Origin of the sequence: Natrialba taiwanensis DSM 12281 (assembly GCF_000337595.1) — an archaeon.
GTDB classification, from domain to species: Archaea; Halobacteriota; Halobacteria; order Halobacteriales; family Natrialbaceae; genus Natrialba; species Natrialba taiwanensis.
On the sequence record NZ_AOIL01000042.1, the window covers coordinates 270,571 to 288,647 of the forward strand.

Consider the following 18,077-nt stretch of genomic DNA (forward strand, 5'->3'; position numbering starts at 1 on the left):
AGTTCGCATTCGCTCGTTCGACACGCCGACACCACTCTCGAGACGACGTATTGAGACGCTCGACAACCGTTGAGACTCGCTTACGACGGCGTCGCCCGGGGTTGGTGCTCGCGTTCGCCCTCGCGCGCTCGCTCGAACACATCTCGTCCGGATTCTGCGTCGAACAGGTGGAGATCGGACTCGTCGAACGTAATCGCGATCTCATCACCCGCCGCGAGTTCGACATCGGAGGCGACTCTGGCGATGAACTCGGGTGCAACGTCCAGATGGAGGAAGTTGTCGGAGCCGACCGGCTCGACGACATCGACACCGGCCTGGATTGCGTTCTGGGCGCTCTCACCGGCTATTTCGACGTTCTCGGGACGGATACCGAGGGTGAACTGGGAACTCTCGAGAACGACAGTGTTGGCGGTGACGTACTCGCTCGAGAGGTTGAACGTGACCGTCTCATCGGACCTGCCGGGACCGCGAAGGCGAACGCCGTTACCGACCTGTTCGGCGGTGACTTCGATGAAGTTCATCGACGGCGAGCCGATGAAGCCGCCGACGAAGCGGTTCGTGGGGTTCTCGTAGACGGCCGTCGGTGCCCCCTGCTGTTGGAGTTCGCCGTCGTTGAGGATGACGATCCGATCACCCATGGTCATCGCCTCGTGCTGGTCGTGGGTGACGTAAACCGCCGTAATCCCGAGTTCGTCCTGGAGTCGCTGGATCTCCGCGCGCATACTCGTCCGGAGTTTCGCGTCGAGATTGCTGAGCGGTTCGTCGAACAGGAACAGATCCGGCTCTCTGACGATTGCACGACCGAGTGCAACGCGTTGTTTCTGGCCGCCCGAGAGTTCGTCGGGTTTGTCCTCGAGCAGCGATTCGATGTCCATCATCTCGGCCGTTTCGACGACGCGCTGTTCGCGTTCGTCCGCGCCGAGATCGGTGCTCATACGCAGCCCGAAGGCCATGTTTTCGAAGACCGTCTTGTGCGGGTAGAGCGCGTAGTTTTGGAATACCATCGCGACGTCCCGGTTTTTGGCGTGGACATCGGTGACGTCCTCGTCGCCGATTTCGATTCGACCGGCCGTCGGCTCCTCAAGCCCGGCTAACATTCGAAGCGTCGTCGTCTTCCCGCAGCCGGAGGGGCCGACGACGGTAACGAACTCGCCGTCTTCGATGTCGAGCGTCAGGTCGTCGACGGCGACGACCGTCCCCACGTCGTATTCCTTCCGGAGCGATTCGACCCTGACACGTGCCATTTCCCTGGTGATTCGGCAAGGGGGCATAAAATCTTTTCCCAAAAATAGGAATTCGAGAAGAATAATTACATCATATCTGTCAGGGAGCTCGGCTATAGTAACTCGCCGAGACAACACTCGCTGCATGAACTCATGAACCAATCACCGGATCTTGCCCCGCTGAACCGGCCATCGTGCTACTGGATGATCGATCCTAACAATTAAATATATGAAGATATAATTCATCACTGTTTCCACCATGCCAATGCAACGCAGGCAGGTTATTGCGGGGATCGGCGGGGCTGCAACGCTGTCGGTCGCCGGTTGTCTCGGTACCGACGACCAGGGAACGACGCTCTGGAACGAGTTCGAAAACGGCGAAGAGGAAACGCTCGAGGAACACCTCGACGCGTTCAACGAGGGGCGGGACGACGAACTCGGAGCGGAGAACATCGCGGACATGGAAGAGCAACTCAACACGGCAATCCCGGCTGGCGACGGTCCCGAGACGTTCGCGTGGGCCCACGACTGGCTCGGGCGCTTGCACGACCAGGAGTTCCTTCACGATGCCAGCGGGAGCCTCGACCTCGATATCGGGAGCGAGTTCACGGCCGACGCCGCGGACGCAGTCCAGTGGGAGGGTGGCACCTACGGCGTGCCGTACGCGGCCGAAACGGTGACGTTGATGTACAACCCGGAACTGGTCGAGGAGCCGCCGGAGACGCTTTCGGAGATGGTCGACATCATGGAGGACCATCACGATCCGTCCAGCAATCAGTTCGGGCTTTCGTACCCGCCGATCGATCCGTACTTCGTCAGCGCGTTCCTGCACGCCTTCGGCGGCCGAACATTCCACACGGACAGCGGTGAACTCGGTATCGAGGACGACGAGTTCGTCGAAGGTCTCGAACTACTTCGGGACAACCTCTGGGAGTACGTGCCGGAGGACCCGTCGTACGAGAGTCAGATGACGCCGTTCAACGACGGGACCGCCCCGTTCGCGATCAACGGGCCGTGGCAGGTCAGCGGTTTCCGGGATGCCGGGATCGACGCGACGCTTGCACCGTTGCCCGATATCGAGGGCGGCTCGCCGACGCCGTACACCGGGATTCAGGTGTGGTACTTCACGTCCGCACTCGGCGATGTGGACGAGGCGGCGACCGAGATGACCATGGATTGGGCGGAGTGGTACGCGACCACCGAGGACGTGATCACCACCAACGCGAACCGGCACGGGCTGATCCCGGTTCATCAGGAGTACGCCGATAGCGACGACCTCGGCGAGGACGTCGAAACGTTCCTCGAAACCGTCGAGACGGGCACGTTGATGCCGGCCGATCCGCGGATGGATCTCGTCTTTACGCCGCTCGAAGACGCGCTCGAGCGGGTGTTCAACGGCGACGCAGACGCTGCCGAAGCCATGGAATCGGCAGCCACCGAGATCCGCAACCGCTGGGACTAACACCCGCGTCCGATACTCAGATATGTCCACCTCATTCCTCGAACGCGTATCCGCGGTGAGCCAGCGACGACTCCCCATCGACGCGCGCAACGACAACCTGTTCGGCCTCTTGCTCGCTGCCCCCGGCGTCGCGTTGTTCCTCTCGTTCATGCTGTTCCCCATCGCGTTCCTGGTCTACCTCTCGCTGACCGACGCGACACACGCGGGCACCGTCATCGGGGGCGACGCCACCATCGTCGGGCTCGAGAACTACATCGAACTCGTCACCGATGCACAGTTCTGGACCTCGCTGACGGTTACCTGGCTGTTCCTCGCCGCGAGTCTCGCGATCAAGATCGTCCTCGGACTGGGTCTCGCAATGTTGCTCACGCACGCACGCGTCATCGGGAAGCGCTACATGCGCGCCGTCGTCATCATCCCAATGGGACTGCCGGCGATCTTCATCGTCACGGTCTGGCGCGGGCTGTTCAGCGGCGCTCGGTTCGGACCGTTCAACGAGATACTCGCGTCCTATAACGACATCATCACCGGCGTCGTCGGCCTCTTCGATCAGGCCGTCTTCTTCGCTGCGGTCTCTGCACCGGAGCTACTCCTCGTGGATCTTCCGATAAGCTGGCTGAGCGGGCGCTGGAGTGCGTTCCTGGCGTACGTGATGACCGAGGTCTGGCTCGCGTATCCGTTCATGGTGATCATCATCGTCAGCGCGCTGCAGGACGTCCCGATGGAACTGCACGACGCGGCCAAGGTCGACGGCGCGGGCTACCTGTACCGGTTCGTCCACGTCACCTTACCGGCGGTGAAACGCCCGGTCATGTTCGCGTCGATTCTGACCGCCGCGACGTCCTTCCAGCAGTTTCTCATTCCGTGGATCTTCAACGGCGGCGGCCCCTCGCGACAGAACGAACTGCTCATCGTCTACGGCTATCGGGAGGCGATCGAACTCAACCAGTACGCCTTCGCATCCGCAATCATGGTCACCGCAATCGCGTTCATCGGACTGTTCATGTGGCTCGCCGTCAGAAAAGGCGATCTCGCTGCGGGGGTGAACGGCGCATGAACGCAATTATCGCCATCCTCAGCAGCGTCATCAGCATCGTCGCATCGTGGACCCGCAAAAAGGCGACCTGGCCGCTGCGGGTCATCCACACCGTGCGATTAACCGTCCAACAGGTTCGAGCGGGGAACCGGAGCGTTCTCGACCTCGCCAAGACGGCACTCGGGACCGGAAGTGCACTCGCCGTTCTCGCCGTGCTCATGTTCCCGCTGTACTGGATCTTCGCGGCTTCACTCTCGGCGGGGACGGGGCTGATGAGCACCGACGGTCTCTTCGCCGATCCGACGACGTACAATCTCGACGCCTACCGCTGGGTGCTCTTCGAATCCCCGTTCGTGGATGCACTCCGTAACAGCTTGGTCGTCGTCTTCGTCACCGTCTCCGTCTCCATGTCGGTCGTCATCCCCGGTGCGTACGCGCTCTCGCGCCACGAGTTCAGGGGACGGAAGAAGATCCTCTACGGCTACGTGCTGTTCACGCAGGTCGGGGCCGGGCTGTCGATTGCGACGCTCATCGCGCTGTACGTGCTGTTCAACAGTGTCGGGCTGAGCAACAACCTGCTCGTGCTCGGGTTGTTCTACGCCGCGGGTGCGGTTCCGTTCAACACCTGGCTGCTCAAAACCTTCATGGACAACATTCCGGTCTCCTACGAGGAGGCCGCCGTGATCGACGGCGCGGGTCGCTGGCAGGTCATCCGCGAAGTGATCTTGCCGCTCTCGAAACCCGGCATCGCCGTCGTACTGGTCTTTACGTTCCTTGCGGGCTGGAACGAGTTCATCGTCGCCCGGACGCTGCTTCGTCCCGAGAACTACACCCTCTCAGTTGAACTCTACGCGCTCGCGACGGCCGGGCAGTACGATACGCCGTGGACGCAGTTTTCGGCGTTTGCGATGTTGTTTGCGATGCCGGTGGCGTTGATCTACTTCTTCGCCCAGAGCTACGTCGAGAGCGGGCTCTCGTTCGGCGGCATGGAAGGGTAATCTCGTTCTCCTCGTTCCCTCGTTCTCTCGTTCTCGCTGTTTTCCTCGCCCCGTGTCCCCGTTCGAAGTTCGAAGTGCGAGCCGCGGATGGCAGTTCTCAGGACCGGCGTCCGACGAGCGACCCGGCTTCGAATGCTGCTTGTCGAGCCGATTCATTGAACTCGTAAGGAAAGGTCGCGTTAGTGATCGCCGGTCGCTGCTCGCTGGTCGCTGTGACGATCAGGCCAGCGGGAGGACCGACGCGACGGAGACGATCATGACGAACGCCGTCACCGAAACGATGGTCGTCAGCGCCGTCCAGATTTTGAGCGTCTCGGTCTGCGTGAGGCCGCCGATTTCTTTGACCAGCCAGAATCCGCTGTCGTTGAACCACGAGCAGATGTTTCCACCAGCGCCGATGATGAGCGCCAGGTAGACCGGATGAACTGCCAGCTCAGGCACCTGCGGTGCCATGATGCCCGCAGTCGTAATCATCGCGACGGTCGCAGAGCCCTGCGCGATGCGAATAGCGGCGGCGATGACCCACGCTGAAACGAGTACCATGACACCGTTTCCGCCGCCGACGGAGACGAGGTCAGTGATGTAGTCGCCGATGCCGGATGTCGCGAGGAGGCCGCCGAACGCGCCGCCGGCGGAGGTGATGGCGGCGATGTGTGCGCCGCTTTTGAGCGCTTCGACGAGTTCATCGGTCCAGATATCACGGTCGAGTTGGCGAACGCGCAGGTACGTAAGCGCTGCTGCGAGGGCCGCCGCGGTGAGTGCGAAGTTCGGGTCGCCGAGGAAGGCTGTCGCCGGTTGCACCGCCTCCAGCGGGCCTTCGAACGCAGCAAAGTTGAGCGTGCCCAGCGGTCCCAGGGAGGCACTAACGCCCGTCAAGGCCATCTCGTGGAGGTAATTGGCTGTTGTACTGAGTGCGACGAGGACGACGGCGAGCAGAATCGGGAGCGTGGCCTCGAACAGTCCCGGCAGTTCGCTATCGGGGAGTTCCGCCAGTTCTTCGACTTCGCGGGCGTTCGATCCCATCGTCTCTCGGAGCGGGATGTCGTCGAGGCGGTCGTTGATCCACCGACCGTAAAGGATGCCGGCGACGACGGTCGTCGGAATAGCGACCAGAACGCCGGCGATCATTGTGGTACCGAGATCGACGCCGAGTTCGAGCGCGATCGCGAGCGGGCCGGGTGTCGGCGGGACGAACACGTGCGTCGTCGATGCGCCCGCGCCGACGACACAGAGGAAGAGCGCGTAGTCGCGGCCGGTGCGGGCTCGCATGGAGCGAGCGAGCGGTGCCATCAGGTAGAAGACGTTGTCGAAAAACACCGGAATCGAAAGCGCGCTGCTGCTCCCCCAGAGCGCGAGGTAGGATCGCTCTTCGCCGGTTACCGACTGGAACGACCGAACGATGCGCTCTGCAGCGCCGCTTTCCATCATTCCCTTGCCGATGAGTGCAGCCATCAGGATGGGGATCCCGACGCTGGTCATCGTCTCGCCGAACCCACCGGCGATTTCGGTGGGGACTTCACTGAGTGGCACCGCCGCCGTCGCGGCACCGACGATCAGCGATGCGATAACGAGCCCGAGAAACGCCGGTAGTTTCAGCCAGACGAGTAATGCGATGACTGCAATCAACCCGATCACAAAAACGATCAGGGGGTTACCGATTGCCATGGCTGATTCGCACACGCTGACCCGTATTATATTTCACCATATAGAACGAGTACCAAAAGCACCCAAACATCCATGGTTATTATTTATTAATGGACGAGTAAAGAATAGATGCCGAGATTCGAGGAAAAGCCTCCGACAATACCTATCAGATATGTGTGTGCGTACACTCGGTTCGATCACGCCTTGAAATTATTATACATTCGGCGTCTACGCGGTAAATCGCTGACTGGACGGTCCGCCATCGGACCGCAATACTCAGTGGGGAAACATATCTTCGAACGGTCGCACTCGAGAACGAAGCGTCGTATCACAGGGCATCTCTGCAGCCACGTACAGATGGACGGCAGAGTATGTCCAGTTAGTCCACGGGATCGTCGATCAGCATCAGCAGTTCGTGAACCGACGGCCGATCGAACGAGTTCATCCCCTGATAGCTGGTCGTTACTGTCGGCTCGCCGTTCCGGAACTCGAGGACGATCGTCATCGGCGCTCGACCGATCGCTTGGGCCATCTGTCCGAGTTTTCCGTATCTGGTCTGCTGTGTAAAGGCCGCCGCGAGCGCCGTCTCGCTGTCCGCCAGGACCGGAAACGGCGGCTCGACGAGTCGCCGCCAAGAGCGCACCTTCGGATACGAGCCCGGCACGACTACTGCCACAGCGACATCCCGCCGCCGAAAGCGGTCGTACGCGTCCGCGACCTCGCGAGCCTGTTGTCGACACGTGCCGCTCTGATGGCTCTGCATCAAGAGCAAGACGACAGCCGCCGAGTTCGAACCGAGTGCGGCGACCGAGACCGGGTCGGGGCCTGCTCCCACGTTTGGGAACTCGAGCGAGACGACCTCGGGATCCATACGCAGCGTACGGGATGGAGACCGAAAGCGGTAGTCCCGGCAGTTGTCGGCGCGTTCGCGGTCGTAACCGATATTGAGACGCGTGGTCTTCGTCGCGGTAACTGCGGCGGTCGGAACCGCGGCTTGACCTGGCTTCAGAGCGCCCCGGTACTCGACTGCCATCTCCCGAGCACCCCGACATTACAGCCCGGGGCGTCAAGGCTCCAGCGCCGCGGTGATCTCCGCCGGGGTCGCATCGAACCCGCCAGCCTGCGCCAGGGTAACCGAACCGCCACCGCCACCGCCGAACGCATCGGTTACCTCCGCGACCACCGTCTCGGCGGAGAGTGACGACGTGGCGTCGGTAGCGACGACGACGTAGGCGGTGTCGGTACCGCCGGCGATCACGACGACATCCGCAACCTCGCCCGCCGCTTCGCGCGCGAGTTCTCCCGCGTCGTTCGTGTCCATCTCCATCTCCGCGACCGTCGTCGTCACCCACTCGAGTTCATCCCGCTCGAAGGGCTCGCTCCCCTCGAGTTTCGTCTCGACGAGGTCACGCTCGAGCGACCGCGCTCGCTCGCTCGCCGCTTCGCGCTCGTCCCGAAGCCGCGCCAATTCGTCGCCGACATCCGACAGCGGCACGCCGAGCGTTCGGCGAGCGGTCAATGCCGCCGCTTTCTCCGCACGGCGGCGGTCGATCGCGTCCGGGCCGACGCTGAACTCGATCCGGGTGAGGCCTTCGCCAGGGTTCGAGCGGTCGAGGACGGTAACGGGGCCGATCTCTCGCGTGTTTCGGACGTGTGTGCCGCCGCAGGCGGCGACGTCCCACGGTTCGGCCGAGCCGTCGGTGCTCGTGGTTACGGTGGGGCCGCCGGACGGGGTTCGTGCTCGCGTCCCGCTCCCACCCCCGTTCTCGCCAGCGCCGCCGATTGTGACGATGCGAACACGACCCTGCTGGAACGCGCCGTCTTCGGTCGCCTCGTTGAACGCGATGCGGTCCCGATCGCGCGCGTCCGCGACCGGCACGTCTTCCCAGGAAACGGGACGTGACTCCCAGACGGCACGGTTGACGAGCGACTCGAGTTCGAGGAGCGTTTCGTCGTCGATTTCCGAACTCGTCTCGAGGTCGACGCGGACCTTCTCCTCGCCGATGTCGAAGCCGCCGTAGCCGAGGTCTTCGAGAACACGGCGGCCAGCGCCGTAGAGGGCGTGGCTGGCGGTGTGTGCGCGCATGCAGTACATGCGGAAGGTCCAGTCGACCGAACAGAGGACGCGCTGGCCGGAGCGAAACGACGGGTCGTCGGCCAGCACGTGGATGTGCTCGCCGTCCTCGAGTCGGACATCGTCGACCGCGATGCCGCCGATCGTGCCGCGGTCGGCCGGTTGGCCGCCGCTTTCGCCGTAGAAGTAGCTCGTCTCGAGCCGAACTCGTCGGCCGTCGATCGCCGTCACTTCGGTCTCGAACCGTGTGGCGTACGGCTCCGCTGCCGCCCGTTGCCCACTCATCGGTCTCACTCCGTTGCCCGGTACCAAAAAGCTGCTCGCCGATCCGCAGTCGGCCGCGTCGATCTCGTTGCTCGGTCGTTGTTCGATCGGTATTCGATCCGTCACTCGGAAAGTGTCACATCGAGTCGGTCCTCGAGCGCCTCGATCAGGCCGCCGCCGATACCGGCCTGCGTCGCTCGACCCTGCTCGACAGCGAGCAGGTCCTTTTCGGGAACGTCGAGTTCGTCCGCGAGTTCGGACCGCTGGAGGCCGGCATCGCGGCGGGAATCGACGAGCGTCTCGCCGTAGTCCGAGACGAGGTACGGGAGTGGATCGTCGTCGTAGTTGGTGCCGTCTTGCTCCCAGTGCTCGGAGTCGTCGTCCCAGACGGGATTCGCTTTGGCGACGTTCTGGGCGGCTTTTTGTTTGCGGCTGGGTTCGTCTCGGGAGTCGCTGGAGCTGTCGGTATCGCGCGTCGAACGCTGTTGACGCTGTGTCTTCTGTGCGTCGTCGTGGGGTGCACAGTCCGGACAAACCTCGAGTTCAGCGCCGGCGACCGATGCACGTCGGAGCGAATCGCTTTCGGCTCCGCAGAGTTCGCAGTTCGTCCCGCCGCCGCCGCCGGACGAGCCGGTCGAGTACTTAGCCATGGTATTCTTTGGCAACTGCGACATTTGAAATCTCCGTTCCGGCCGGTCCCGTGTGACCTCGCCGCAGACGCAAGCACAAAGGAAAGGGCTTTTATAATCACACTGGATACGATTGAGTGCGGACAAAGAGAACGCAAGTGCGAGCGTGGGTAGCCAAGCCAGGCCAACGGCGCAGCGTTGAGGGCGCTGTCCCGTAGGGGTCCGCCGGTTCGAATCCGGTCCCACGCATCGCCTGGTGGAAGTCGTTCACGACGTGAACGATTGTCCACCGATAACGATGCAGGTGATTTCCCTTCGTGGACATCACCCACGCATAATTCCTTTCGGTGCTACTGATCGAGAGCGACAGGTTTCGGTGTGGTTGTCGGTTTCCACCCGTTTCCACACCGGTCCCGACCGGAGAGCGAACTCTCGAGCGCCACCGTCGTCACGATATCGCTTACAGTGCAAACGGTCTGACTCGAAGTCGATACGCACTTCGTCCTGGTAGCCAACGATCACGTATGGACACGGAGTTCGTTCCGCGCGAACGCGTTAGGTCGCTCACGGCCGTTCTGAGCGTGGTTTCACTCGTGGTCGTCTTTTCGGCGGCGGGCGGTCGCGTACCGCAATCGGCCGTGCCGGCCGCCCCGGCGTGGATTCTCGAACTGATCCCGCACCTAAACGTCGCGCTGAGCGCGACCGCGATCGGCACGATCACGATCGGCTGGCGGGCGATCCGCCGGGGAGCCGTCGTGACACACCGCCGGGCGATGCTCGGCTCGTTCGCCCTCTTCGTGACGTTCCTCGGGCTCTATCTCTACCGGCTCGTCGCGACCGGCGGTCCGGCGTCGTTTCCCGGGCCTGAACAGGTCTATCTATACGTGTACCTCCCGGTACTCGCGATTCACATCTTCCTCGCGGTCGTCTGTATCCCGCTGCTGTATTACGTCCTCCTCCTGGCGCTCTCCCGACCGATTGCGGCGCTCCGCCGGACCGCTCACGCCCGTGTCGGCCGGTTTGCGGCAACGCTCTGGCTGATCTCGTTCTCGCTCGGGATCGTCGTCTACCTGCTCGGCTACGTTATCTACTGAGTTGCCGAAAAACGAGAGCGGACTACGAAATGAGCTGCTGGAAGAAATCGCTGAAGAGGATCAGGATTAGTGCTGCGACGATGATCAACAGCAGGAAGGTAAAGAAGATAACCACTGCTTGCTTCCCGGTCAGTGAACTCCCCTCAAGGAACTCGTTTATGTCCATAGCTGGGTGTTCACGCGTCTCTATTTTAAAATTAGCGCAAACCGACAAGCGGTCACCCGAGCGGTCCGTTCATACGGACTGCTGTAAGTCATTTCCGGCGCAACCGCGCCCGTCCTGCGGTTGCCGGTAAATCGTTACAGCAGACCGTATCAGTCGTCGGCCGACAGCGTCGGCCCGTCGAGCGTCGGTCGGTGCACGTCGCGATCCGTCTCTTCGCCCTCGATATCGTAGGGGTACTCGCCGGTCACACAGCCCAGACAGAGGTCGATGCGTTCCTTTCCAAGAACGTCAGCGACGGCATCGGTCGAGAGGTACGCGAGGCTGTCTGCGTCGATCGCGTCGCGGATCTCTCCGACCGACTTGTCCGAGGCAATGAGTTCTTCGCGGGTCGCCATGTCGATCCCCATGTAACACGGCGCGACGATTTCCGGTGCGCCGATGCGCATGTGGACCTCCTCCGCGCCGCAGTCTTTGAGCAACTGAACGAGTTGTGTCGAGGTCGTCCCGCGAACGATCGAGTCGTCGATGAGCGTGACGGTCTTTCCCTCGACGGTCGATTTGATCGGGTTGAGCTTCAGGCGAACGGCGCGCTCGCGTTCGTCCTGCGTCGGCATGATGAACGTCCGCCCGACGTAGCGGTTTTTCATCAGCCCTTCGGCGAACTCGACGCCGTCGTCGTCCTGGTCGCGCGCTTCGCCGTCGGCGGTCGTCTCGGTCGCCGCGTCGGCATAGCCCGACGCGAAGGCGCGCCCCGAGTCGGGAACGGGCATCACGACATCGGTTTCGACGCCGCTTTCCGCCCAGAGCTTGCGACCCAGGTTTCGCCGGGCCTCGTAAACCAGCGTGTCGTCGATGACGCTGTCCGGGCGCGCGAAGTAGACGTGTTCGAAAAAGCAGTGGGCGGTGTTGTCCGCTTCGACGAGCTGGTAGGAGTCGAATCCCTGGCCGTCCTCGCCGAGGACGACGAGTTCACCGGGACGAACGTCTCGGACGAGGTCGCCGTCTAAGGTATCGATCGCGGCGGATTCGGAGGCCAGAATGTAGCCGTCCTCGAGTTCACCGATGCAGAGTGGCCGATTCCCTTGCGGGTCGCGGACGCCGAGGACGGTGTCGTCGTGGCTGATCGTCAGCGCGTAGGAGCCGTGGATGCGTCCCATCGTGCGTTTGACCGCGCGGACGAGGTCTTCCTCGAGGAGATTGCGCGCGAGGTCGTGTGCGATGACCTCGGTGTCGCCGTCGCTCGTGAAAGCGTGGCCGAGAGCGGCGAGTTCGTCGCGGATCTCGTCGGCGTTGACAAGGTTGCCGTTGTGCGAGAGGCCGAGCGAGCCGCTTTTGAACGAGACGGAGAACGGTTGTGCACACGAGGAGTCGACGGAGCCGGCGGTCGGGTACCGGACGTGACCGATGCCGGCCGAGCCCGCGAGCGGGTCGAGGTCGTCCTCGCCGAAAACGTCGCCAACGAGACCCATATCGACGTGGCTGTGTTGCTGAAAGCCGTCGTGGGTGACGATCCCGGCGGACTCCTGGCCGCGATGCTGGAGTGCGTAGAGCGCGTAGTACAACGGTCGTGCCGCGTCTCGACCGTCCAGTGAGACGCCGACGACGCCGCACTTTTCGGTCATTCCTGTTCGCCGGGGAGTCTCGCCCCGCCCATCAGTCATGGTCATCCATAGGACCTCGACCCGATAAAAATCCCCGTGTTTGTGCCTCCCTTCTGGCGGATGGAACGAATATCTATCCACGTGTGTGGATATCTCGTCGGCATACCGCGGGCGGGCGGCGAAACCGATGACACAGTATTCAAGCGTATTGACTCGAACACCTTGCGTATGCGACTCGAGGAGTACTGGGGAGTCGGCCCGAAGACGAGGGAGACGCTGGTCGCCGAACTGGGGCGAGAACGCGCGATCAGAGCCATCGAGAGCGGCGACGTTCGCGAACTCGCGACCGCCGGCCTCGCCCGCGGGCGAGCGACGCGCATCCTGCGCCGGGCGACCGGCGGCGACGGTATCGACATGCTGGCGACGAGCGACGCCCGGGCGGCGTACAAGGACCTACTCGATCTGGCCGTCGATCACGCCGTCACGCAGCGCGCGGCCGACCGAATCCGCGTTCTCACGCCGCTTGCCACCCGCGAGGAGATGGAATCGCGACTCGACGACGTGCTCGCGGCCCGGGACGCCTGGGCCGCCCTCGACGAAGGAAACCGGGAAACCGTCCTCGCGGCCTACGAGCGCTACGACGACCGCGACGAGAGCGAGCGCGCCGCCGTCGAAACCGCACTCGTACTGCTCGAGGCCGGCGTCGACTCCGGCCCGTTCGCAACGATCGCCGAACTCGACCACGAAACGCTCGCGGCGGCCGCCGACGCGCTCTCGGCCTTCGCGGACGACGGCGGCCGCGGTCGGCTTCGCCGCGGGGCCGACGACGAACTCGATCGACTTCGAGACGCGCTCGGAACGGTCGAGGACATGGACGCGAACGCGCTCGAACTGATCGAGGAGTTGCGCTCGGACGGCGTCCGCGACGTGAGCCAGTTCCGCGAGGCCTTCGAGGACCACCTGCTCTCGGAGACGGCGGTCACGGTCGAGCAGGTTCGCGACGCGATGCCCGCCGACGCGACCGACGCGACGGACTTCGTCGGCGGGACGCTGCGCACGCTGCGCGGCGACCTCACCGCGGCGATCGACGAACGTGAAGAGCGGGTCGCCGGCGAGTTCAGGGCGGAACTCGAAAACTCCCGGTCGGCTATCGACCAGGCAGTCGAGGCGGTCGACGACATCGCCTTGCACCTCTCGCTCGCGCGCTTTGCGCTCGCGTATGACTGTACGAGGCCGACGTTCGTCGAGGGCGAATCGGCCGCGGTATCGGTCGTCGAAGCGCGGAACCTGACGCTCGCGTCGCCAGCGACCGACGCCGAGCGAACCGAGGTCGAAGAACCGGTGCAGCCGATTACCTACGCGCTCGGCGACCACGGCGTCACCGATCCGGCTGCCGTCCCCGGGAGCACCGACACGGCTCCCGGCCGCCAGCGCGTCTCCGTCCTCACGGGCGCGAACAGCGGCGGGAAGACGACCCTGCTCGAAACGCTCTGTCAGGTCGTCCTGCTCGCATCGATGGGACTGCCCGTCCCCGCCGAGCGGGCCGAGGTCACGCCCGTCGACTCGCTCGTCTTCCACCGCCGCCACGCCAGTTTCAACGCCGGCGTGCTCGAGTCGACGCTCCGCTCGATCGTGCCGCCGTTGTCCTCGTCCGCCGACGGCCGCACACTGATGCTCGTCGACGAGTTCGAAGCGATCACGGAACCCGGCAGTGCAGCCGACCTGTTGCACGGCCTCGTGACGCTGACCGTCGACCGCGACGCCCTCGGCGTGTTCGTCACGCACCTCGCGGACGACCTGGAGCCGTTGCCGCCCGAAGCCCGCGTCGATGGCATCTTCGCCGAAGGACTCAATCCCGAACTCGAGTTGCTGGTCGACTACCAGCCGCGGTTCGATACGGTCGGGCGGTCGACGCCGGAGTTCATCGTCTCGCGCCTGATTGCGAACGCGGACGACCGGGGGGAGCGAGCGGGCTTTGAAACGTTGGGTGAAGCGGTCGGGAACGACGTGATCCAGCGGACGCTGGCCGATGCGCGCTGGAGCGAGTAGGGCAGCCGACGGACGTGATTATTGGGACCGCGGACCGCAGCGACCGTCAGGGCTCTCGGTCGTCGCCGGTGTCGAACCGGTAATTTCGTTCCGATGGCCAGTGGTCGGTGTCGAACGCGTCCGTCGTATCTGTCGTGTCCGTAGTGTCTGTTGTATCCGTCGTATCCGTCATGCTCGATGAGGCGACGCTGCTGGATGGCGTTCGAGCGTCGTGACTGGCCTGTTGCTCGCTTCCGAGATGGGTGTAGACAATGCCGCCATACTCCTCGCAAACCCGCGCTTCGAGGTACGCCTGTGCGGCAGGGCGCGCGAGAACACCCATCTCGATTACGTCCGTAAGCGTCGTCTTCGTCGCGCGAAACCAGGTCCTGATCGCAGTGTCGTCGTGCGGATCGGGTTCGACGATCGCGCCGCGTTCGTCACCGTGACCATCCCCCCACTCGAGCCAGCAGACGTGATACGAGGAGACGGTATAGCTGGCGGCGGGGTCGACGAGAAACAGCGCCTCGTGGACGCACGGATCGAGATGCGCGGTCAGAATTCGGTCGCGGGCAATCGAGTCTGCGAGTAACTCCGACGAGACAGTGCCATCGGCGAGTGGCGTTTCAGCGGTAATCTCGTCTGCAAGCGTGAGATCGGTCCCTCCCCAGTGGCTGTATCGGAGGTCGTAGAGGCGGTCGGGCCGACGGTACGCGACGAGCGCTCTATGCCCCATTCGATCCCTCCAAACGGAATAGCGTGTTCGCGTCGTTCGCTCCGGTCACCGCAGTAACGGTCGTTCCACACAGATCCGCGGCCTCGCGCTCACGCCAGTGGTCCGGCAGCCGGCGGCCACCTGGTTCGAGATCCATTGCTGGTTCTGGTTCCGTCCCGGTATTTGAACCTCGGGGCGAAAGCCGGAACTGCAATGATGCGAGAGTCCGCTCGGAACGAGTTCGAAACAGCGAGCGACTCCTGGTGGCGGGATCGATTCTATCTGGTTCGACTCGGCAGCTCCTGAAGGCAGTTCCGACAGAACGTATAGAAGTAGTCGTTCTCCGTCGAGCAGTACGGACACGGCCCCTGCGGGGCTGGCTCGGTCGATGGGCCGGCGGACTCGCGCATATGCGAGCGTCGGTTCGGCCGGCGAAAAGGATAGCTCCGGCATTCGAAGGGACCGTCAGTAGCAGGGCACGGGATTCATGATCGATCTCGCTTTCCGTGCAATTCTGGCGTGAAACAGGAATGCCGTCCCCGAGTTCCCGAGCTCACGGCAACTGCTTCAAGAGATCGCAGAGGATTCAGGAAGCTTCAGGGTTGTTGTCGGTATCGTTGGGGCCATTCGTCGGAGACTGAACTCGCTCCTCGGCCCGCACCTTGAGCGCCTCGTTCATCGCCCTGAACCCCCGTTCGAGTTGCTGTTCATCGAACAGGAGCGGAACAAGTATCCCACGGAACGTCTCGCGATGGAGCAACCTGGTTCGGTCGCCCCCGTCGATCGGATCGAGATGGAACTCGTGATAGCCGTCGAAGATGAAGGGGACTCCAAGTCGGCCGAGCCAGGCTAACCGGCGGTTCTCCTCGACAGCAACGACGACCGGCGTAAACGTCATCCCCCGCGATCCGGGCGGCTCAATTCGAACCTCCAACTCCGCTTCCACCGCCGGGTCCCCTTCGATCGACCGGACGAACGGATTCCACTCAGGATAGCTGTCGAACTCGAGGAGTACGTCCCAGACGACGGCCGGCGGGGCATCGATATCCTCGAAGACTTCGATTACGTTCATAGTAGTTGTTACCGTTCCGATCACAGTTCGTGTATCCGATCGATACTCCGTAAATATCGGCGCGAGCGCGTGTCAGTATTCGTATCGAGCCCGTTCGTAGACTGCCATAACACACCACTTAGCTATTTGCGTCTGTTAGAGTTGTTATAAAACGCGGGGAGACTCTCTCTAAATCCGTCGCGGAGGGATGGTCCGTGAAACGTCTCGGAAAACTGTAGAAGGACGGTGGCATCCCGGTGTGATCGAGAAAAGACTGGTCTGCAGTTACGACCCGTATTGACGCGGGAAGAGGCGTTCCGGGAGCTGTCTCACCGGAGACGCTGCAACCGAGAATCGTCCCGGAACGCGCCGGCCCGACCTATTTCCCCGCAGTTCGTGTCTATGCACCTATGACGAACGTCGCGATCACCGGTGCATCCGGTCGGGTCGGCAGAGAAGCTATCGAGGCGTTTGCAGACCGGGAAGAGTCGCTTACGCTGTTCTCACACAGCGAGTCGGAGGACCTCGAGACGACGCCGATCGAAATCGCCGACCGCGAGGCAGTCGTGGACGCACTCGAAGGCCAGGACGTACTGCTCCACCTCGCCGCCAATCCGGACCCGCGCGCCGAGTGGGACGCCGTCGTGGAGCCAAATATCGAGGGCGTCTACAATATCTATGCCGCAGCCGTCGAGAACGATCTACAGCGCATCGTCTTTGCGAGTTCGAATCACGCGGTCAATATGGCGAACACCGTCTCCCCGACGCGACCGGAGTCGACGGTTGGAAGTCCCGACATCGTTCGGCCCGATGATACCCTCGATCCGGACACCTACTACGGGGTGACCAAGGTCTTCGGCGAAGCGATGGGCTCGTACTACGCCAAACGTCACGGCCTGGACGTGCTCAACCTCCGGATCGGCTGGCTCCTCACGCGGGATGAACTCCGAGCGGAGGTCGCCGACCGGGACGGTGCCGGCGAACGATTCGCCCGCGCGATGTGGCTCAGCCCCGCGGACTGCCAACGACTCATGAAAGCCGCTGTGACAGCCTCGCTCTCGGAGACGCCGCTGACCGCCCACGGCATCTCGGACAACGCAGAACGATTCCTCTCGCTCTCGGAAACGCTTCTCGAACTGGGTTACCGTCCGCAGGATGACTCGGCAGCCGTTCTCGAGTAAGACTGTCTCCTGTACCAATTTTTCGTTGCAACCGCAGGACGGTTCGCGGGTGCGCCGGAACCGACTGCCAGCAGCCCGTATAAGCCAGTCGTCCCACAGCCACCCCGTTCTACACGCTCCACACGTACGTTTTTATATCAATACGTGAATGTCTTCGTGTGATAGGGATCGGGAGACGGTCGCTTCCACGACTGATCGACTACGCGCTCGCCGTCGTCGTGGTGGCCGTTGCAGTGTGTACGTTCACCAGCGTGCCAGAGCCGTACCCAGCATGGCCGACGCTCGGCCCCATCCCGGTAAATCCTGAACTCGTGGTCCCGGGGCTGCTCGGTCTGGTCGTGCTCTCACGACTCATTACCGACGAGTTCAGTGGCGCAACGCCGATCATCGGTATCCTCGGCTCCCTGACGCTGTTTCTCGCGACGATGAGCATGTACATTTTGTACGTCGCCGAGGTCGGCGGCGTCTTCGTCGGCGGCGCGTTTACGCTCCTGAGCGGAATCGTCCTCGCGGCGGTCGTGCTCTTGCAGGGTGCCATTCGAACGGGTCGTCGCTGGCAGCGAACGGCAGACGTTTCCGTCCAGTGAGAACCGCCGGATTCAGCCGGTGTTTCGCGACGATGCAACCGTCTTGGGCGTCACTCTCGGATCGAAAGACCGAATATTGGGACGTTCGTACTCGTTCGTATGTCCACGAAGGTGTCCGACTCGACGGGCTACGTGCCGAATCCCCAGATGTCGGTGTTCGGCTACGTGATGGCAGCGGCACTCGCGGTGTTGCTCTTGCCCGCGCTGCCAATCATCGTTCTGGCGTGGATCCTCTGGCGCGTCTTCTTCGCGGAGGAGCCGGTCGAGTCGAGCTACAAGGACTGGCGCACAGAGACGCAGAACCAGTAGCTGGTGGCTGTAGCG

19 protein-coding genes and 1 tRNA gene are annotated in these 18,077 nt (G+C 62.9%); 9 read left to right on the forward strand and 11 right to left on the reverse strand.

Going from position 1 to position 18,077, the window contains the following annotated elements:
- Positions 1-80 precede the first annotated feature (80 nt).
- Positions 81-1,244, reverse strand: a complete 1,164-nt coding sequence (locus C484_RS11895) for an ABC transporter ATP-binding protein (protein ID WP_006826180.1) — start codon at positions 1,242-1,244, stop codon at positions 81-83.
- 244 nt (positions 1,245-1,488) lie between these two features.
- Here C484_RS11895 and C484_RS11900 point away from each other — a divergent pair, with 244 nt between their 5' ends.
- From C484_RS11900 to C484_RS11910, 3 genes are read left to right on the forward strand one after another with little or no spacing between them, the layout of a single operon-like run.
- Positions 1,489-2,685 (forward strand): extracellular solute-binding protein, encoded by a 1,197-nt coding sequence (locus tag C484_RS11900; protein ID WP_006826181.1) that lies wholly within the window; start codon positions 1,489-1,491, stop codon positions 2,683-2,685.
- A 22-nt stretch (positions 2,686-2,707) separates the two neighbouring features.
- The gene (locus tag C484_RS11905) at positions 2,708-3,742 is read left to right on the forward strand and encodes a carbohydrate ABC transporter permease (protein ID WP_006826182.1); all 1,035 of its coding nucleotides are present in this window, start codon (positions 2,708-2,710) and stop codon (positions 3,740-3,742) included.
- Entirely contained in the window at positions 3,739-4,719 is a 981-nt protein-coding gene (locus C484_RS11910) for a sugar ABC transporter permease (RefSeq protein WP_006826183.1), read from the forward strand. Before C484_RS11905 ends, C484_RS11910 begins: the two co-directional genes overlap by 4 nt.
- Positions 4,720-4,938: 219 nt before the next feature.
- Here the strand turns inward: C484_RS11910 and C484_RS11915 are convergent, their stop codons facing one another.
- From C484_RS11915 to C484_RS11930, 4 genes are all read right to left on the reverse strand, one after another.
- Entirely contained in the window at positions 4,939-6,384 is a 1,446-nt protein-coding gene (locus C484_RS11915) for a GntP family permease (RefSeq protein WP_049915374.1), read from the reverse strand.
- Between the two features lie 358 nt (positions 6,385-6,742).
- Positions 6,743-7,396: a redoxin domain-containing protein gene (locus C484_RS11920; protein WP_006826185.1), complete on the reverse strand. Its 654-nt coding sequence runs from the start codon at positions 7,394-7,396 to the stop codon at positions 6,743-6,745.
- A gap of 33 nt (positions 7,397-7,429) precedes the next feature.
- Entirely contained in the window at positions 7,430-8,722 is a 1,293-nt protein-coding gene (locus tag C484_RS11925; protein ID WP_049915400.1) for a serine-tRNA(Ala) deacylase AlaX, read from the reverse strand.
- Between the two features lie 101 nt (positions 8,723-8,823).
- Positions 8,824-9,351, reverse strand: a complete 528-nt coding sequence (locus tag C484_RS11930) for a helix-turn-helix domain-containing protein (RefSeq protein ID WP_006826187.1) — start codon at positions 9,349-9,351, stop codon at positions 8,824-8,826.
- 143 nt (positions 9,352-9,494) lie between these two features.
- Here C484_RS11930 and C484_RS11935 point away from each other — a divergent pair.
- Both C484_RS11935 and C484_RS11940 read left to right on the forward strand, forming a co-directional pair.
- Positions 9,495-9,579: transfer RNA gene (locus C484_RS11935), tRNA-Leu, on the forward strand.
- 275 nt (positions 9,580-9,854) lie between these two features.
- Positions 9,855-10,424, forward strand: coding sequence for a DUF420 domain-containing protein (locus C484_RS11940; protein WP_006826188.1), 570 nt, complete (start codon positions 9,855-9,857; stop codon positions 10,422-10,424).
- A 22-nt stretch (positions 10,425-10,446) separates the two neighbouring features.
- Here C484_RS11940 and C484_RS23680 read toward each other — a convergent pair whose 3' ends face one another.
- Together C484_RS23680 and purF are read right to left on the reverse strand one after the other, a co-directional pair.
- A complete protein-coding gene (locus tag C484_RS23680; RefSeq protein ID WP_006826189.1) occupies positions 10,447-10,590 on the reverse strand; it encodes a hypothetical protein in 144 nt (47 codons plus the stop codon).
- Between the two features lie 149 nt (positions 10,591-10,739).
- On the reverse strand, positions 10,740-12,212 hold the full coding sequence (gene purF / locus C484_RS11945; protein ID WP_006826190.1) for an amidophosphoribosyltransferase: 1,473 nt from the start codon (positions 12,210-12,212) through the stop codon (positions 10,740-10,742).
- A gap of 207 nt (positions 12,213-12,419) precedes the next feature.
- Between purF and C484_RS11950 the strand changes: the two genes are divergently transcribed.
- Positions 12,420-14,240: a MutS-related protein gene (locus C484_RS11950; protein WP_006826191.1), complete on the forward strand. Its 1,821-nt coding sequence runs from the start codon at positions 12,420-12,422 to the stop codon at positions 14,238-14,240.
- Positions 14,241-14,286: 46 nt separating this feature from the next.
- On the opposite strand, the gene C484_RS11955 is transcribed toward C484_RS11950, so the two are convergent.
- From C484_RS11955 to C484_RS11960, 4 genes are all read right to left on the reverse strand, one after another.
- The gene (locus tag C484_RS11955) at positions 14,287-14,955 is read right to left on the reverse strand and encodes a DUF6735 family protein (RefSeq protein WP_006826192.1); all 669 of its coding nucleotides are present in this window, start codon (positions 14,953-14,955) and stop codon (positions 14,287-14,289) included.
- Positions 14,945-15,091 (reverse strand): hypothetical protein, encoded by a 147-nt coding sequence (locus tag C484_RS23455; RefSeq protein ID WP_160164244.1) that lies wholly within the window; start codon positions 15,089-15,091, stop codon positions 14,945-14,947. Before C484_RS23455 ends, C484_RS11955 begins: the two co-directional genes overlap by 11 nt.
- A 121-nt stretch (positions 15,092-15,212) precedes the next feature.
- Positions 15,213-15,344, reverse strand: a complete 132-nt coding sequence (locus C484_RS25175; RefSeq protein ID WP_449289174.1) for a DUF7577 domain-containing protein — start codon at positions 15,342-15,344, stop codon at positions 15,213-15,215.
- 176 nt (positions 15,345-15,520) lie between these two features.
- A complete protein-coding gene (locus C484_RS11960) occupies positions 15,521-16,006 on the reverse strand; it encodes an SRPBCC domain-containing protein (protein ID WP_006826193.1) in 486 nt (161 codons plus the stop codon).
- 389 nt (positions 16,007-16,395) lie between these two features.
- Here C484_RS11960 and C484_RS11965 point away from each other — a divergent pair, with 389 nt between their 5' ends.
- The 3 genes from C484_RS11965 (at position 16,396) to C484_RS11975 (ending at position 18,062) form a co-directional block, all read left to right on the forward strand.
- The gene (locus C484_RS11965) at positions 16,396-17,166 is read left to right on the forward strand and encodes an NAD-dependent epimerase/dehydratase family protein (RefSeq protein ID WP_006826194.1); all 771 of its coding nucleotides are present in this window, start codon (positions 16,396-16,398) and stop codon (positions 17,164-17,166) included.
- A gap of 161 nt (positions 17,167-17,327) precedes the next feature.
- Complete coding sequence (locus C484_RS11970) at positions 17,328-17,753, forward strand: hypothetical protein (protein ID WP_049915403.1); 426 nt, start codon at positions 17,328-17,330, stop codon at positions 17,751-17,753.
- Positions 17,754-17,852: 99 nt separating this feature from the next.
- A complete protein-coding gene (locus C484_RS11975; RefSeq protein WP_006826196.1) occupies positions 17,853-18,062 on the forward strand; it encodes a DUF7535 family protein in 210 nt (69 codons plus the stop codon).
- The last annotated feature ends 15 nt before the right edge of the window (positions 18,063-18,077 follow it).

Excerpts from the sequence above, each read along its gene's own strand:
- C484_RS11895 (WP_006826180.1), bottom strand. The coding sequence starts at position 1,244 with ATGGCACGTGTCAGGGTCGAATCGCTCCGGAAGGAATACGACGTGGGG.
- C484_RS11900 (WP_006826181.1), top strand. The coding sequence starts at position 1,489 with ATGCAACGCAGGCAGGTTATTGCGGGGATCGGCGGGGCTGCAACGCTG.
- C484_RS11905 (WP_006826182.1), top strand. The coding sequence starts at position 2,708 with ATGTCCACCTCATTCCTCGAACGCGTATCCGCGGTGAGCCAGCGACGA.
- C484_RS11910 (WP_006826183.1), top strand. The coding sequence starts at position 3,739 with ATGAACGCAATTATCGCCATCCTCAGCAGCGTCATCAGCATCGTCGCA.
- C484_RS11915 (WP_049915374.1), bottom strand. The coding sequence starts at position 6,384 with ATGGCAATCGGTAACCCCCTGATCGTTTTTGTGATCGGGTTGATTGCA.
- C484_RS11920 (WP_006826185.1), bottom strand. The coding sequence starts at position 7,396 with ATGGCAGTCGAGTACCGGGGCGCTCTGAAGCCAGGTCAAGCCGCGGTT.
- C484_RS11925 (WP_049915400.1), bottom strand. The coding sequence starts at position 8,722 with ATGAGTGGGCAACGGGCGGCAGCGGAGCCGTACGCCACACGGTTCGAG.
- C484_RS11930 (WP_006826187.1), bottom strand. The coding sequence starts at position 9,351 with ATGGCTAAGTACTCGACCGGCTCGTCCGGCGGCGGCGGCGGGACGAAC.
- C484_RS11940 (WP_006826188.1), top strand. The coding sequence starts at position 9,855 with ATGGACACGGAGTTCGTTCCGCGCGAACGCGTTAGGTCGCTCACGGCC.
- C484_RS23680 (WP_006826189.1), bottom strand. The coding sequence starts at position 10,590 with ATGGACATAAACGAGTTCCTTGAGGGGAGTTCACTGACCGGGAAGCAA.
- purF (WP_006826190.1), bottom strand. The coding sequence starts at position 12,212 with ATGACCGAAAAGTGCGGCGTCGTCGGCGTCTCACTGGACGGTCGAGAC.
- C484_RS11950 (WP_006826191.1), top strand. The coding sequence starts at position 12,420 with ATGCGACTCGAGGAGTACTGGGGAGTCGGCCCGAAGACGAGGGAGACG.
- C484_RS11955 (WP_006826192.1), bottom strand. The coding sequence starts at position 14,955 with ATGGGGCATAGAGCGCTCGTCGCGTACCGTCGGCCCGACCGCCTCTAC.
- C484_RS23455 (WP_160164244.1), bottom strand. The coding sequence starts at position 15,091 with ATGGATCTCGAACCAGGTGGCCGCCGGCTGCCGGACCACTGGCGTGAG.
- C484_RS25175 (WP_449289174.1), bottom strand. The coding sequence starts at position 15,344 with ATGCGCGAGTCCGCCGGCCCATCGACCGAGCCAGCCCCGCAGGGGCCG.
- C484_RS11960 (WP_006826193.1), bottom strand. The coding sequence starts at position 16,006 with ATGAACGTAATCGAAGTCTTCGAGGATATCGATGCCCCGCCGGCCGTC.
- C484_RS11965 (WP_006826194.1), top strand. The coding sequence starts at position 16,396 with ATGACGAACGTCGCGATCACCGGTGCATCCGGTCGGGTCGGCAGAGAA.
- C484_RS11975 (WP_006826196.1), top strand. The coding sequence starts at position 17,853 with ATGTCCACGAAGGTGTCCGACTCGACGGGCTACGTGCCGAATCCCCAG.